A 16,306-nucleotide genomic window follows, 5' to 3' on the forward strand; every position below is an offset into this window, starting at 1 on the left:
GCGAACACTGGCGTAGTTATGGGACAGCGACTACCAGGCAGATCAGTGTCACGACCGCGTGATGTGGTGCTATAGACCTCAATCCTGGACGAGCAACGAACAATCCTGTCGTGACATTTGTTGCTTTCACCGGAAATCACCACTAGAAGCGACGCTCCGCAGACCAATCCACCGGAGAGTTTCATGCCAGAAGAAGACTTCAAAAACATCGACAACCTCATCCAGCTTACCACAGATGTTGTCTCAGCCTATGTTTCCAACAATCCCGTTCCGGTGGGGGACCTTTCAGCCCTGATCGGCCAAGTGCACGAAGCTTTGAAGGGCACGGCGGCCGGTCGCGTCCCGGCACAAGAGCCGACGGTGTTGACGCCGGCGGTCCCGATCAGAAAATCGGTGACGCCGGACTACATTGTCTCCCTTGAGGATGGGAAGAAATTCAAATCGCTAAAGCGTCATCTGTCGACCCATTACGGGCTGAGCCCTAATGAATATCGCGCCAAATGGGGTCTGCCGGCGGACTATCCCATGGTCGCGCCGAACTACGCGGCTGCGCGCTCTGCCCTGGCCAAGACAATGGGACTCGGCCGCAAACCGAAAGAGCCTGAAGTCTCGGCGCCGGAGAAGCGGTCCAGAAAGAAGGTACCAGCGTGACTTCCTCATCCAGACCCGCTGTGGGGCTGGCGGCTCGATCGGCATGATGTGAGCGAAACATCGAAAGGCGGGATCAAATCCCGCCTTTTCCTTGCACGGTGTGATTACACGGCGCGAAGCGGAATGGAATTGACATAGCGCAGAGACACAGGAGATCGCAGGGGTAAAAGGAGGACAGTTATCAGCTTGGGAGGGAAACTGTTGCAGACTTCTATCCTGAAAAAACATCGCGAGGCTCTCCTGCCTTGGTACACCATCTATCCGACTGTGCCGGAGTTCTCCGCAGCGGTCGGCGCCGAAAGCTATGAGGAATGGCTACGAGGTCTGCCGGCTGACGATCCGGTGTCGCTCTATCTCCACATTCCGTTCTGCCGATCGATTTGCTGGTATTGCGGCTTTCCGACCACGATTGCCCGCAATCAGGGTCCGATCCTCGACTATGTGGCCGTTCTGCGTGACGAGATCCGTTTGGTCTCGGAGCAAGTGCAGCAGAGGCTCGTCGTGAACGACGTGCATTTCGGCGGTGGAACCCCGACCCTGATCGGGGCAGCGGAATTCTTGGCCATGATCGAACTCCTGCGCCGCCGCTTCGCGTTCAGGGAGCCCGCTACGATCGCCGTCGAAATTGACCCGCGCACGTTCACGCGCGAGATCGCCGAGGCACTGGGAGCAGCCAATGTGAGCCGCGCGAGTCTCGGGGTGCAGAGTTTTGATCCAATTGTTCAAAAAGCCATCAACCGGGTCCAGAGCGAGGCGCAGACGGCCGCTGCCGTCGAAGAGCTGCGCCGGCATGGAGTAAGCGGCATCAACGTCGATCTCATGTTCGGTCTCCCGAATCAGACGGTAGAGTCCTGCGTCCAGACTGCGGCGGCAACCGTCGCCATGCGTCCCAACCGGCTTGCGGTGTTCGGCTACGCGCATATTCCATCGGTGATCAAGAATCAGCGCCTGATCGAGAAGACTGCGCTGCCGGACAGCGTCGCCCGCGCCGAACAGGCTGCGGCCGTGGCAGATACGCTGGTTGCGGCTGGCTACCAAGAGATCGGCCTCGACCATTTCGCCTTGCCGGACGACGAACTTACGCTGGCGCAGACCCGCGGTCGGCTACGGCGTAACTCGCTGGGTTACTCGGCCGACACCTGCAAAACCGTGATCGGTTTCGGCGCGTCGGCTATCGGGCGGGTCGGCGATGGTTACGTCCAGAACGACGTGACACACGAGTCCTACAGCCGGCACATAGCACGTGGCCGTCTGGCAACGTCAAAAGGCTACCGGCTCACAGACGAAGACCGCGTGCGAGCCGCAATCATCGAGCGGCTGATGTGCGATTTGGAGGCCGATGTGCCGGCAATCTGTGCGGCTTATGGGTTCGATCCAATCCGCTTTCTCGATTCAACTGAACGCCTGGCGAAGCTGGCCGAGGACGGGGTAGTGGACATCGAAAACGGTCTCATCCGGGTGCGGCAGGAGCATCGCTTCGTGATTCGCGCTGTTGCTGCCGCATTCGATGCTTTTCTCGACCGGGTTGTCCCATAAGCACAGCCAAGCAGCGTGAGGGGCGCCAAAGCGATAAGCTCGTGCCAAACGGCACGCTCGTAAAAATGCCGCAGGCCCCGGTCACGGCGCCCCTGCGCGGATTGAAGTGTTGGACCTTCCCGAATGGACGAGCGTGCCGCCCACAACGCGTCACAGTCATACAACGGTCACTGGTTTTGTGAGATGCCCGGCCGGTCGACATCTGTGCCTATGAATACTCCGTTTCGCAGGCAAGAAACTGGCGGGAACGACAAGATCGTCGGCGCGATTATCTCGTCCATGGCTCGCGCATTACGTGTACATCGCATCAAGTTCGATGCGGCAGCCCCTTGTTCGTCAGTGATAGATCAACAGTTTTGGGTTATGGACGGAAACTAGCCTAGCCTAGCCACAACTAATAGCGACGTGGGTAAGATCCGAGAATTCTCAGGCCATCAATCTCCGCCAACGCGGCCAGGGCCGGGTGCGTCAAAACGTGTCCAGCGACATCGATGACATACTGATGGGTGTCTAGCCGCTCGCAGGTCGGACGCTGATAGACATTGAGAACGGCTAAATTGTCCTTCGAGAGGCTGTTCAGGACGCAACTGAGATTTTGCTCTGAAACGCGGAGGTGAAGTGTTGTCCGGTCAAATCCTGTCGGCGCAGGGGTCCTGCGCCCGAGCACCCACCACCGCGTAACGTTATGCAGCCCTTCTTCAATTCCTGTTCGCAATATCTGCAGATTGTACAGCTTGGCACCAAGCGCAGGACCAAATGCTGCTATCGAGGGAGATTTTTGCTCTGCCACGAAGGATGTCGATCCCCGACGGCTCTCTCGCTCGACATTGGGCATGTTCTCGTCGAGCCACCCGGCCACCTCCTGCAGGGCCACGGGGTGGCCCACCACCTTAGCGATCATCGAGAAACTCGCATCCTTGCTGGCCATAAGGCTGTAGCTCAGGGCCTTCGGGTACTCGGCGATAATCGTGGGAGACCTCAAGCTCAAGACTTGGTCGAGGTAGGGAGTGGCTCCGACCAGAGAGGTCGTAGCTGGGACGCATGCAACGTGGACGCAGCCATTCTCATATGCTTCGAACAATCCGTCGCTGAACGGAACGAGTTCAACTTGCTCACCAAAGAGGTCCAGCGAGGCTTGATGGGTCCAGGTCCCCTCAGGGCCAATGTACCCTGCCCTCTTGATCCAGGAGGTGTCGATCGCTGGAGGCTGGCTGAATTGCTCGTTCATTCCCCGGCACGCTCGATCGAGAATGCGATAAGCATCTGCTGCAGAAAGTAAGAGGGCTGCGACCCGCCCCTCTTCGCTTGCAACATCGTGTGGCAGTAGAACTTAGCAGCTTGCTACAATCCGCTGCCCCAGTCGGCGGGGATCCGTGTTCTTGCCCGCTCCTATGGCGCGGTCAGTGGCACTTCTGCCCGGCTCTTGCCGGGCAGAAGCAGAAAAAGGTCAGCCAGCTTTGCTGAGACTGCCAGCGGATGATTTGCCAGTACGGCGGTCCTGTTCGACCTCGTAGTTGATCTTCTGGCCCTCATTAAGGGTCGAGAGGCCCGCTCGTTCGACAGCGGAAATGTGGACGAAAACGTCCTGACCTCCGTTGTCAGGCTGGATAAAACCGAATCCCTTGGTGCTGTTGAACCACTTCACCGTTCCAGTCGCCATAGCGTATTCCTTTGTAACCATTCAATGTAGGCAGGCCATAAGCCAGGTCCGCTTCATATCCGAGACTTTAGGGCAGCAAAAGCTAAAATAGCAAAAGCCCGGTCAAATCGCTAAAGCGGCTCGCAAGCTCCATCATGACCGCCTGTCGCGGACAGCGTCTCCCGCGCTGGCGCTTCGAATGGCAAACACAAGTTCTGAAACGCTCCGGTAAATTCCAGAACCGCGTCTATCGCTGGTTTGGAGTCCTGTTAGGGACCTGCGATCGGCCGATGTGAGCAAGAGTACGCGGACGACCAGCAACTACGGGCGCGCGCTAACGCCACCATGTTCGCCGCTGTCCTAAGGGTATTTCACCTAGTCACGTCTTTAAGCGGCAAGCGCTCCCCAGTCGGCGGTGTCTGACGTCGGACAATGTCGGAGGTACGCAACACAGAGTCCGTTGAATCGCATCGCCGAAACGGCTTTCTCATCTGGCACGGTTCCTGCGGGGTCATGCAAAACGCGCAGGAGAGTCGTCCCATGATCCCCACACAGAAAAATGCCGCCCCACCTTTCGCCGACCTACTCAAAACTGACATCCCAGCCGGGCCTGGCAGCATTGTGAGGGCCCGTCTGGACCGGCGCTGCCCACCGATCCACCTTCTCCCAGTGGGGGCGACAGGGACGCAGCACCTTCAAATTGAGGGACAACTCACTTCCGTGCGAACTTTGTCCATCGCCCGGTCACCACAACCGAAGCCACCGTCTGCCTGGCTGCGGGGCGCACTTTTTGCGACCGCGCTGGCATTTCTGACGACCGCGCCGTCTCCGGCGGCCGCCTATGACATAGCGAATTTCCTGCTCGACAACGGCATGGAGGTGGTCGTCATACCCGATCACCGCGCGCCCATCGTCACCCATATGCTGTGGTACAAGGTCGGCAGTGCCGACGAGCCTCCGGGCAAATCCGGCATCGCGCATTTCTTCGAGCATCTGATGTTCAAAGGGACGGCCAATCACGGCGCCGGCGAGTTGGACCGCGCGGTGGCGGAGATCGGGGGCTCGCTAAACGCCTTCACCTCTTACGATTATACTGCCTTCTACGAAAGAGTGGCGCCCTCGGCAGTGGAGCAGATGATGAGCTTCGAGGCTGATCGCATGCGCAATCTCACCCTCACGGATGACGTCATCAACACCGAGCGGGACGTGGTCCGCGAGGAGCGTCGCTTGAGGGTCGACAACAATCCGGAGGCGCTTCTCGATGAGGAGGTCGTCGCGACGCTCTGGCAGAGCCAACCCTACCGGATCCCGGTGATCGGCTGGATGCACGAGATCGAGAAGCTGGACCGCAACGACGCCGTGGCTTTTTATGACAAGTACTGGCCGAACAACGCCGTGCTGGTGGTGGCAGGCGATGTCGAGCCCGAGGCTGTGAAGGCGCTGGCCGAGAAGACCTATGGCAAGGTCCCGCGTGGACCAGATCTGCCGCCACGCGAACGCCCGTCTGAGCCGGTGCAGAACACCAGGCGCACATTGACGCTAAGGGATGGCCGCGTTTCGGTCCCCATCTTTTCCAGATATTGGGTGGTGCCGTCCTATCGCACCGCCGAGCCCGGCGAAGCCGAGGCGCTGGACCTGCTGGCACAGATTCTCGCCGGGGGCAACCGCAGCCGGCTGTACCAGGAGCTCGTTGTGAAGCAGGGCATAGCCGCAGCGGCCGACGCTGATTTCGAGGGCACCATGCTGGATGCTGGCAAGTTCAGCATCCGCGGCTGGCCGCGCGGCAAGGCGAAGCTTGCGGATGTCGAGGCCGCAGTCGACGCCGAGATAGCGCGCATCGCCAGGAACGGCATCACCAGCGACGAACTGGAGAAGACGAAAAACCGCTATATCCGCTCGTTCATCTTCGCCCATGACGAGCAGGTCTCCGTCGCTGGCATGTATGGCGCCACGCTTGCCACAGGGGGCAATGTGAAAGACGTCGAGGAATGGCCGGACCGCATCCGCAAGGTCACGGCCGATCAGGTTAAGGCCGTTGCCGCCCGCTACCTCGTGTCCGACCATTCAACCACCGGCTATCTCCTGCCCAAGGAAAATTGATATGATGACGAACCAATTCCGCAGGGCCATTCCACAGGCATTGCCCTCTCCTTTTGGACAAGGCTGGCGCCTCGCCTCCTGGCTGGCTGTCCTTTGCCTTGCTATTTTCTTCCTCACCCTGCCAGCGTGTACCGCCCGTGCTGCGGCGAACATCCAGGAGGTGAAATCTGAAAAGGGGATCACCGCCTGGCTGGTGGAAGACCATAAGCTGCCGATCGTCACGCTCCAGTTCGTGTTTGACGGCGGCACCAGCCAGGACCCGGCCGGTAAGGAGGGGCTTGCCAATTTGATGACCGGCTTGTTCGACGAGGGCGCAGGCGATCACGGCGGCGACACCTTTCAGGTGCGGCTCGATGATGCCGGCGCTGAGATGAGCTTCCACGCGCGGCCTGACGGCATCCATGGCTCGGTGCGCATGCTTTCCCAGCGCCAGGACGCCGCTTTCGATCTCATCAGGCTCGCGTTGAACAGGCCCCGCTTCGATCAGGAACCCTTTGACCGAATCCGCGCTCAGCTTCTCTCCGGCATTATTGCCAACGAGCGCGAACCTCACGCGATCGGCAGGGATGCATGGCGGCGCAGGCTCTACGGCGCGCATCCGTATTCGAGGCCGCCCGAGGGCACCAAGGAAAGCCTGGCCCGCATAACGCCCGCCGATCTAAGCGCCTTCCACAAGGCCGCTTTCGCCCGCGAGGGGCTGCACGTGGCGGTTGTCGGCGACATCGATGCTAAAGCCCTGAGTGCAAGGCTCGACCAGTTGTTCGGCGATTTGCCTCAGAGGCAGGCGCTCGCCCAGGTACCTGATGTCACCCCGAAGCTCGGCCAGTGGACGTTGGTCGCATACGCCTTGCCCCAGACTTCGCTCCAGCTGGCCTTTCCCGGCGTCGGACGCAGCGACCCGGAATTCTATGCCGCGCAGCTGATAAACGATATACTCGGAGGCTCGCCATTCACCTCACGTCTGTTCCAGGAAGTGCGGGAAAAGCGTGGCCTGGCCTACGATGTGTCCTCTAGTTTGGAAGGCCACCAGCATTCCAACACGCTTGTCGTGACCACGTCGACGCGCGCCGACAGGGCGGCGGAGACGCTCGACCTGATTAGACAAGTAATCAAGGAGCTGGTGGACACCGGGCCAACAGCGGCCGAGCTCGAAGCGAGCAAAAAGTATCTGATCGGGGCCTATGCTATGAGCAATCTGGGTTCCTCCACGGCGATTTCAGCCACGCTTCTCAGGCTGCAGCTCGACAAGCGCGGCATAGACTACATCCAGCACCGCCCTGCCCTCATCGAGCAGGTGACGCTCGACCAGGTCAGGGCGGCGGCGAAGAAACTGCTGTCGGCCGAGCCCGCCATTATGGGCGTTGGCCCGCGGCTAACTGGTGTCCCGTGACAGCGAATAATCCCGCGCTCTAAGAATAGATGCTGAAGGACTCCGCCCACATACATTTGGCTGATTCGACTATGGTGCGGCAGGATGAACGCCTTGATTTCTGCCTGCTCGCCCGCAGACTAGGCTCTCGCCCGGCGGTTCGATTGCCGAGCAAGAGACCGTCGACGTCCGAGAAGGTATTAACTTTCGCGTATTTGAAATACGTGAAAGTTCAATTTTTTTAACGTATGGAGCTCAGTATGCTAACTTTCCCGTATTTCACATACGAGAAAGTTAGAAAATGGCCCTTCACCTCGTCGGGGAAAACATCGATAAAACCCGCAGCCACTATCAGGCTGAAACGGGCAAGCTCGTCCAGCTAATGCGCGGCATCTATGTCGATGCCGGGGAGGATATCGAGGCCACGATACTCAAACACGCCGTCCGCATCGCCAAATACCTGTATCCCAACGCTTACCTCTCGGCGGCGAGCGCTGTCCTTCTCGGCCCGACCCGCGATGGCCGTCTGTTCCTGAGCGGGCGACGAATACAGCGCACGCGCTTGCGCTCGCTGGAAATCATTCAGAACGCAGCTCCCGACCACCCATCAGTCGCTCAAGCGAATGTCGATGATGGCATGGGAGAATTCCGGATCGACGTCTCCTCGATGCGCCAGCGCTTCCTCGAAGCTTTCCGCCTGCGCAGCGAACACGCGGCATCCACGATGAGGCGATGCGCGAGACAATCGCGAACCGCCTCATAGAAGAATACGGCAGCGCCCAGGGCGCTGCCGACGCGACATGGGCGCTTGCCCGCGAAAACCAGTGGTATCGCGAAGGCGAGCACGCCGAGCGCTTCCTCCTGCGCCGTCCAGTGACCGCAGAGCCTGCGCGCAATGAAGCCGCGTTCGATCTGATCGTAGCGTGGCACGGCGCTCCGCTCGGCAATCTCACACATGATGGTTTTGAGTGGCGCTGGAATCCAGACGATCAGGATGGCCCGCCACTTGTTCGCCAGACCACGCCGGGCAAGCTCCCTCCTTTCATCCTCTCGCTGCTGCCTGAAGGCTGGCTTGAGTCGGTGTTGAATGACCGCGACGAGCGCGCGACGCTGCGCTCGGGCAAACGCTACATGTCCAACATCACCATCGTCGAGCGTGCGAGCGATCTCTCCGCCCTGCCGCCCGACCTCCTGCTAACCCGGCTCACTGGCTTCACTAGAAATACTATCTTCACTGGCCAGTATGCAGGGCCGGGTCGGGGCGATCTGGAGCAGAGCTTCGAGCGCAATCTGGCGCAGATTTTCGAGCGTACCGATACGCCCCGTTTATCGGGCGTTCAGATCAAAGCGCCGATGTTCCTCGATATCGACGGTACTCTCTCCCCCAGTACCGGCAAACCGTTCACCCACATCCTCAAGCCTGCCGGTACAGGTGGATTTGAGGCCCTGCCGGTCATCGAATGGCAGTCGCTCGCTTTGGGCAGCGCGGCCGGTTTCAAGACGCCCGCGACGGCGCTCGTCCCCATGCCTGACGGGATGCCTCCGGCGCTCCTCGTCGAGCGGTTCGACATCAGAACGAGCCTTGACGACAAGCGCCTTTTGGCGCTTGAGGATTTTTGCTCAGTGCTCGGTGTGCCCACGGAAGCAAAATACGACGGCACAATGGAGCGAATCGCGCGGGCACTAAGACCGCTATCGACCTCCCCCGAAGACGACGTCCTGCTTGTCCTCAAGCGATCCTTATTCGCCTGGCTGATCGCCGATGGCGACATGCACCTGAAGAACATGGCACTGCTGAAAATCGCAGAGCCCGGCAGCGCGCAGTTCAGCTCAGTTCGCATGGCTCCGCTCTACGACGCGGTCACGACTCGCGTGTTTCCACATCTCGAAAAAGACCGGATGGCCCTCAAGCTGAACGACAAGGACGATCGTCTGCGGCGCGCCGACTTCAAGGCTTTCGCGAGCACGGCTGGCCTTAAGGCAGCCGATGCGGATACCAGCATCGACGATCTCGTTGCAGCCCTCTCACGCGCTCTCAACCACCTCGAATTGCCGCCGCCTCTATCAGACGGCTCTCAAGGCGCGAAGATGGCGGAGCAAATGCGCGCGATTGTCCACGAACGCATCGAAGGGATTGCGTAGATGATCGATCTACTGATACGCTGGTTCCGCTCTCAGACCCAAACACCTTATTGGCGGAACCGCCTACCCATATCGCGTTCGAGTTTGAGCTTGCGCTTTTCCCAATCCGGCCTCCATCCGCGTCCACTTTTTTGACCCCCTTATGGACTGTGCGACGGTCAGCGTTCGCCCGGGCGGAGCTGGTCAAGGTTGCGCAGCCCGGGCGGGCGCGGATCGCGCTTGGCAGCTGAAGGGTGATCAGGCGCGGTTCTTGAAGCGCCAGGACTCGTGTGGACAGGTGACAAGTCATCGATGCTGCGGACTTGCAACTTTTCTCTGTCGTGAAAGGACAAGTTCTTTATCAATAATTCAAAATTTCACATTGGAATCATAATTCTTGATGATGTTCGCATTCCTTTCTGCGCGAAGGATCGTCACCCGTATGGGCCAAGACTCTGCTTCGCCGGAGGCCACGCAGGGGCTTGGCCTCTACAACGACGCGATGGAAGCCTTCTTGATGGCGCAGGTCCGGGCCATTGTGCAGGAAGCGGGCTCCCAGCAAAAACAGCTCACACTGGGTAGAAGGACTCGGAAACGCCGCAAATCAACCCTGCAAAATCTCAGAAAGCGGCAGGAATGCTGGAGGTTCGGGAAAAACGAAAGCAAACCTCTTCACTGCAGTCAAACCGCGAAGCCGATGGGGTGTCTTTGCGCGCGGCCCTCGATTTGCGCGTGTGCACGGCAGGCAAGCTGAAACTACCGGTCGATCCCGGACCAGCCGCGCCAGGCGCTGTCATACTGCGCCAAGCGCAATTGGCAGCTAACGGTCGAATTTAATTTGTTGGACCGGGTGCGAGCGGCAACGATGACCGCCCTTTGAATTGCAGCGTGTTCTCGACATGGCAACGGTCGTCGGTGCGCCGTTCGACGTTATTGTCGTGCGTATCGGCGAAGCCGCCGACGCGAGCGCTGCCGCGAAGCTGCGCTTTCCACCATTGCTCGATCAGTCCCACGGAGATTGTTTCCAAGTTTCATGAACGGCATCCACCAGCGCTGCGGCTAGATCTTGGACATCGGTCTCGCTCATCGTAGTCGAGAGCGCGCCAGAGCAATTCGTGGTCATTAGAAAACTCCGTTCCAGCATTGCAAGGTGCACCTTTGCGAGCGCCGCCTTCTGCAACGCGCTCGGGAACGACGTCCGGTAGTTTCGGATCACTTCAGTCTTCAGGTGGAGCCGAAAAAGGGAGCTCGCGCCGGTAACGTGCGCGGGGAGTTCGCGCCTTCTGAGTTGCTCGATGATTTCACTACGAAGCGTTTCGCCCATTTGGTTAAGACGGGCCACGGCATCCTTCGTGTATGATTGCAGTGCCACCAGCCCAGCTGTCATGCTGAGCGGGTTTGCGCTGAACGTGCCGCCGTGGGACACGGCTGGCTTGCCCTTGGTGTGATCGAAGACCGCCATGTGCGACGCAGGCCCCGCTACGGCTCCAACGGGCAAACCTCCGCCGATGATCTTGCCCAAAGCGACCAGATCCGGCTCAAAGCCGAAGATGTCATGGGCGCCACGGAAACCGACGCGGTAAGAAACGACCTCGTCAACCACAAGCAGGATGCCGTAGCGGTTACAGCAATCCTGGATGACCTCCCGCAAATCCGCCTCTATCGGAACCATGCCCACGCGGGGAGCAACTGGATCGAGAAGGATCGCGGCGAGGCGCTCATGGTGTGCACGGATGAGCTCTCTGCACGACTTGGCCTCGTTGTAAGGAAGGACAAGGACATCGGCGGCGGTGGAGGCGGGAGTTCCACTGGCATAGAGCACACTGTTAGGCGACGAATCGCCCCAGTTGTCTGGTGCAGAATCAAGGCTCACTTCCACATAGTCATAGGCGCCGTGATATGCGCCCTCGAACTTGGCAATCATCGGGCGCCCTGTAATAGCGCGAGCGGCCTTGACAGCGAACATAACAGCCTCGGTGCCGGAGCTCGTAAAGCGGACCTGCTCAAGCTTCGGCGAACGCGTCGTGATTGCTTCCGCGAGCCTGGTCTCGCTTGTGGTCGGAAGCCCGAATGCGGTGCCGTCGTCCAGGACCTTGTGCAGCGCCTCGATCACCGGCGGAAAGGCATGGCCGTGAATGAGCGAGAAGGAGTTGTTTGCGCAGTCGAAGACCTTGCTGCCTTCCGCGTCAGTGATCCAACTGCCCGCTCCTGCCACAGCATAGGGCGGGTGGGGAGCGAAGAACTGCGCAGCACGCATGCTGCCGCCGGGCGTGATCTTTAGCGCTCGTTGAAACTCCTCGCGAGATTTTGGCCCAACGACCTCTCCCCGGTTGCGGCCCAGCCCTGAAATGCGCTGCATGTCCGAACTCCTTGACTACCTTTGTCGAGATGGCGAGGCTCTAACTTTGATGCCATTTTTGGCGCTGGACAGCGATAGCCATGCCGGGGCGGGCCGGATCCGGTGTACGGGATGCCCGCCGGGCATGGCGGGAACGTGGGTGAGACCGCTTCTCGCCCTGAATACCGTACGCATGTTGGAGGCGATTCCCGAGGGCCGGGCCTGCGGATGGGCGGCATAAACCGCACGAGCGAAGCGAGCAGTTCTTTATCGCCGTCCCACCGCGGCGTCTGGTGGCCGCCCTCTCGCAGTACCGCGGTCATGTTTTCGACCTCGCAGCGGTTGTCGACCTCCGGGCGCGGCTGTCCGAACCGATTGATCATGCCGGTGTGATCATGGATCTATACGACGACTACTCGCATCAGCTCCTCCCTGAGTTTGCGCACCGTCACGTTCCGCGCGCAGTTGGTTGATCGAGAGGAACAACTCTCTAGGCCCCGGCCGTTAACTGTCACCCTGCAAGTGACGTGCCACCGACGAGCGCGATCAAAAGGAGAAAACCACGCATTCGTGCCACGCGGGCGGGATGCCGGCGCGTCAGTTGTGTCGGGTTACGAACCTAAGACGTCTTCAATCGGACACGGCCGGATACAAGAACATGGAAGTCGTCTCCTGGTCTTCAAGGATGGAGGCCGAGCTCGAGACAACCAAGAAACATGCGATCGGCGCCTATGCTATCTAGTCGACCGTGAACAATCTTGATCGCTAAGCGGCAAGCTGCTTCGGCCGGTTCAGGAACGCGGCGATCAAGAGCCACAAAAACGCCTTCAGCCACCTGAGCAGGAGGGAGAAGTTGTAACCGGCTGCGGCCAGGATGGCGTTGATCGCATCGCCTTGGGTGTGAGCGAGGTAATTGCGGCCCATTCTGTGTTCGTTCTTGATGGGGCCGATCACCGGCTCGACGGCCGATCGCCGCCGCATCTGGCGCTTGATGGCCGGTGTCACGCGGCGCTTCTGACCAGCGGTGAAGACCCTGAACTTATGACTTTGCGGCGCGTTGTGGCCGCGGTAGCCGGCATCGGCGAGGATGCGGCTGATCTCGTTGCCGATGGTCTTTTCCATGTCAGGGATGATCGCTGCGAGCGTGTGGCCGTCATAGGGATTGCCGGGCAGCGCTTTTACATGCAGGGCGAACTGGCCACCCTTTGAACGCTTCAGCGTGGTGGCCACCGACACCTTCACCCCGAACTCGTAGGGCGCGTGCGCCTTGCCCTTGCCGATGCATTCCACCTCGTGCGCATGCAGGCTGTAGATCTTGCGGCCGCGCTGGCGCTGACGCTGCTCGAGAACGGTGGAGGCCTGGTAGAGCGACCATTCGAAAAGCGCGTCCAGCTCCGCGTCGCCGGCGATCTGACGGGAGATGTCGCGAACGGTCCGGCCGAGATACGTCCTGAGCCTGCGCAGGGCCTTGTTGGCCCGCTTGAACTGCTTGGCGTGGGCGTAGCGCTGATACATGATCAGCGCCTGTTTGCCGACCCGGACATAGGACTGACGCAGGTCGAGCCGCGTCTTCTTCGCCAGCCGCACCAGCCGCTCGCGGGCGCGATGGATGAGCTTGGCGTCGGTCGGGAACATCACGTTCTTGGGTTGAACCGTCGTGTCGACAATGACCCGGCGCGTATCCTGCGGCTTCATCGCCCCGGTCTTGACCGCAATGCTGAGGCTTTCCTGCAAAAGCGCGCGCTCCTCGCCCATGCGGCTGCGCCAGCGCGTCATCGACGAGCGGTCGAACGGCAGGTCGTGGCGGAAGAACTCCTCGCCGCACAGATACTGGAAATACGGGTTCTCGACCCAGCGTGCGCACAGCGCCTCGTCCGACAGGTTGAAGGTGTGCTTGAGGATGGCGAGCCCCGCCATCAGCCGGGTCGGCAGCGGCGGCATGCCGGGACCGTCCGAATAGACCGCACCGAAGCGCGCCTCCAGCACCGGCCAGTCGATGGTGCGGGCCAGCCGCACCAGCTCGTGGTTCATGTTGAGGATCTGATCAAGGCGAGCGCGGAAAAGATCCTGTTCTCCAGTCTCGCGCCGCTCGCGTGGCCTGCCCATCGCCTGGCTCCCGATTCACTGCGATGAAAGCAGTGAATCACGCTCCGCCAAGCGGCGAAATCGCAAACTGGAATTGCAAGGAAACTATCCACAAACTGGCCGTTACCTGCAATTCGGAAGCCTGAAAAGTAGACTATTCCTATGCGATATCAGCGGCTTCCGTATTCTTCACGGCCGACTATCTACAAACTGGATCCCTCCAGCTCGATTGCAGCCCCGAACGTCGAATCGCAGCTCGAGAAGCTCGGCATCGACAACAGTCAGCGCCGCGCAGCCTGATCGATCTGGTCCTGCTCGATCAAGTCAGGGCAACTGCGGAGCTGCTTCCGGCCGAGCCCGCCATTACGGTCGTCGGCCCTACGCTGGGGGCAAAGGATGGGCCCGGCAGCCCAGTTCGCGTTCCTGGGTGCGCGGGCGGAAGCCGATGTCCATTGTTCAGGTTGTCACTTAATGAGAACCGCAAGCCATCGACCACAACACCTCAAGAATTCTCCCCTTCAAGTTGAGTGGAATGGTCTACCAGCCATCAGGCCGAGGCCCTATAAGCAACCCCAGGCGCGGAATATGCACCGACTCCTGCCGACATACGATCCGCAGCGTTTGAGAGGAATTCAGTATTGCCCCTGTGCCTGCCGATGGTCCGCCACCTGAAATCCCCGGACCTGTTTGGCGCCATCGATCGCCTGCCGGCGCTCGGCACGCTGGTTAGCGAGCGGACATTCGAGGTCCTCAACCCGTCTAGCGTCGAAGTGCTGGCAGTACTTCCCGACATGGGTGTGGAGGAGACACGCGCTGCGATCGACAAGGCCTACGTAGCGCAGCCTGGATGGGCGGCTCTGACCGCCCGAGAACGCAGCGACGTTCTGTGGCGATGGCATGAGCTGATCATCGACCACGCCGGTGATCTTGCCGCCATCCTCACTGCAGAGATGGGCAAGCCGTTTGCCGAAGCCAAGTCGGAGATTTCGCATGCGGCCGCTTATCTGCAATGGTACGCCGAAGAAGCCAATCGCATATATGGCGAGACTATCCCCGCACCGTCGACAGACCGTCGCATGCTGGTGATCAAGCAGCCGATCGGTGTCGTCGGCACGATTACGCCATGGAATTTCCCAGCGTCGATGGTGGCGCGCAAGATCTCGCCGGCCTTGGCGGCGGGCTGCGCGATCGTGCTGAAACCTGCTGAACAGACGCCGCTCGTGGCAGGTGCAATGTTTGCCCTCGCGCATCAAGCCGGATTTCCCGACGGCGTCGTCAACCTAGTCTATGCGTCCGAAGGTGGTGGCGTTGGACGCGAACTCTGCTCCAACCCCAAGGTCCGAAAGATCAGCTTCACAGGCTCGACCGAGGTTGGCCGGCTGCTCATGCGCCAGTGCTCGGACCAGATCAAGAAGGTCAGCCTCGAGCTCGGCGGCAATGCCCCTTTCATTGTCTTTGATGACGCCGATATCGACGCTGCGGTTGACGGCGCGATCCAGGCGAAATTCCGCAACGCCGGCCAGACTTGCGTTTCAGCGAACCGTCTTTACGTCCAATCGAGCGTTCACGATGAGTTCGTCGAGAAGTTCGTGGAGAAAGTCCGGCACTTATCGGTTGGCGACGGCTTCGCTGCCGGAGTGGACATCGGACCGCTCATCGACATCCATGCTCTGCGCAAGATTGAATCCCACATTGCAGATGCCGTTGCCAAAGGGGGCACGATTCGATGCGGGGCCGAACGTATCGGCAGGGTTGGCACCTTCTTCAGACCCACAGTCCTCACCGAAATTTCCAGCATCATGGCGGTTGCGCAAGAGGAGACTTTCGGGCCGCTGGCCCCGATCATTCGCTTCCACGATTCGGATCAGGTTGTGCGTGAGGCCAACGACACGATCTACGGCCTCGCCGCCTATTTCTATGCCTCGAACCTGAAGCGTGTCTGGCGCGTGGCCGAGGCATTGGAATATGGCATAATTGGCATCAACACGGGGCGCATGTCTTCGGAAGCGGCGCCCTTTGGCGGCATGAAGCAGTCCGGCATCGGGCGAGAGGGTTCCCGCCATGGCCTCGAGGACTACCTCGAAATGAAATACCTCTGCATGGGCGGCATCTGAAGAACCTGCTTGCGCTTCGCAGACCGAGTAACCCGGCGAGCGATCTTCGTATGTATGAACTGTAATGATCGTTCCTCGGTAAGGAGCTGACGCGCGGCTCCGCAAGCTGCCCCGGCGGGAGAAGGTTGCTGGCCACCATCAAGCTCGGCGGCGGACGCTACCCGCCGCAATCTTCGACCCGCAGGTCGAGGAACTGCGTCAAGGTCTGCTTTGCGCGACCCGACCTGCGTCATTGAATCGCACAATGTCCGCTATTGGGATCAGATGTCGATTGCGGCTAGAGCACGTCCCGTGATCGATGAATCGATTGTGATGTGACGACGAGCTTCTCCGGTGATTCAACATCCACCTTG

The 16,306-nt window shown here is 60.0% G+C and carries 10 protein-coding genes and 1 pseudogene; 6 read left to right on the top strand and 5 right to left on the bottom strand.

Annotated features, from left to right (window positions below; all coding sequences use genetic code 11):
- Positions 1–183: 183 nt before the first annotated feature.
- Complete coding sequence (locus AC0L16_RS27275) at positions 184–651, top strand: Ros/MucR family transcriptional regulator (RefSeq protein ID WP_473624387.1); 468 nt, start codon at positions 184–186, stop codon at positions 649–651.
- Between the two features lie 201 nt (positions 652–852).
- Complete coding sequence (gene hemN / locus AC0L16_RS27280; protein WP_473624378.1) at positions 853–2,187, top strand: oxygen-independent coproporphyrinogen III oxidase; 1,335 nt, start codon at positions 853–855, stop codon at positions 2,185–2,187.
- Between the two features lie 394 nt (positions 2,188–2,581).
- On the opposite strand, the gene AC0L16_RS27285 is transcribed toward hemN, so the two are convergent.
- A complete protein-coding gene (locus tag AC0L16_RS27285; protein WP_473624379.1) occupies positions 2,582–3,415 on the bottom strand; it encodes a prephenate dehydratase in 834 nt (277 codons plus the stop codon).
- 219 nt (positions 3,416–3,634) lie between these two features.
- Positions 3,635–3,847: a cold-shock protein gene (locus AC0L16_RS27290; protein WP_008874821.1), complete on the bottom strand. Its 213-nt coding sequence runs from the start codon at positions 3,845–3,847 to the stop codon at positions 3,635–3,637.
- A 519-nt stretch (positions 3,848–4,366) separates the two neighbouring features.
- Between AC0L16_RS27290 and AC0L16_RS27295 the strand changes: the two genes are divergently transcribed.
- The 3 genes and pseudogenes from AC0L16_RS27295 (at position 4,367) to AC0L16_RS27305 (ending at position 9,437) form a co-directional block, all read left to right on the top strand.
- Entirely contained in the window at positions 4,367–5,926 is a 1,560-nt protein-coding gene (locus AC0L16_RS27295) for a M16 family metallopeptidase (RefSeq protein WP_473624380.1), read from the top strand.
- Positions 5,927–5,930: 4 nt separating this feature from the next.
- The gene (locus AC0L16_RS27300) at positions 5,931–7,316 is read left to right on the top strand and encodes a M16 family metallopeptidase (RefSeq protein WP_473624389.1); all 1,386 of its coding nucleotides are present in this window, start codon (positions 5,931–5,933) and stop codon (positions 7,314–7,316) included.
- A 280-nt stretch (positions 7,317–7,596) separates the two neighbouring features.
- Positions 7,597–9,437 (top strand): annotated as a pseudogene (locus tag AC0L16_RS27305) (type II toxin-antitoxin system HipA family toxin).
- A gap of 812 nt (positions 9,438–10,249) precedes the next feature.
- On the opposite strand, the gene AC0L16_RS27310 reads toward AC0L16_RS27305, so the two are convergent.
- The 3 genes from AC0L16_RS27310 to AC0L16_RS27320 form a co-directional block, all read right to left on the bottom strand.
- Positions 10,250–10,429, bottom strand: a complete 180-nt coding sequence (locus AC0L16_RS27310) for a hypothetical protein (RefSeq protein ID WP_473624381.1) — start codon at positions 10,427–10,429, stop codon at positions 10,250–10,252.
- The gene (locus AC0L16_RS27315) at positions 10,420–11,775 is read right to left on the bottom strand and encodes an aspartate aminotransferase family protein (RefSeq protein ID WP_473624382.1); all 1,356 of its coding nucleotides are present in this window, start codon (positions 11,773–11,775) and stop codon (positions 10,420–10,422) included. Before AC0L16_RS27315 ends, AC0L16_RS27310 begins: the two co-directional genes overlap by 10 nt.
- A 744-nt stretch (positions 11,776–12,519) precedes the next feature.
- Positions 12,520–13,860: an IS5 family transposase gene (locus tag AC0L16_RS27320; protein ID WP_473624384.1), complete on the bottom strand. Its 1,341-nt coding sequence runs from the start codon at positions 13,858–13,860 to the stop codon at positions 12,520–12,522.
- A gap of 617 nt (positions 13,861–14,477) precedes the next feature.
- Between AC0L16_RS27320 and AC0L16_RS27325 the strand changes: the two genes are divergently transcribed.
- Positions 14,478–15,953 carry an NAD-dependent succinate-semialdehyde dehydrogenase gene (locus AC0L16_RS27325; RefSeq protein ID WP_473624385.1) on the top strand — a complete coding sequence of 492 codons (1,476 nt, stop codon included), beginning with the start codon at positions 14,478–14,480 and terminating at the stop codon, positions 15,951–15,953.
- Positions 15,954–16,306 lie beyond the last annotated feature (353 nt).

This window comes from Mesorhizobium sp. WSM4848 (assembly GCF_055811375.1).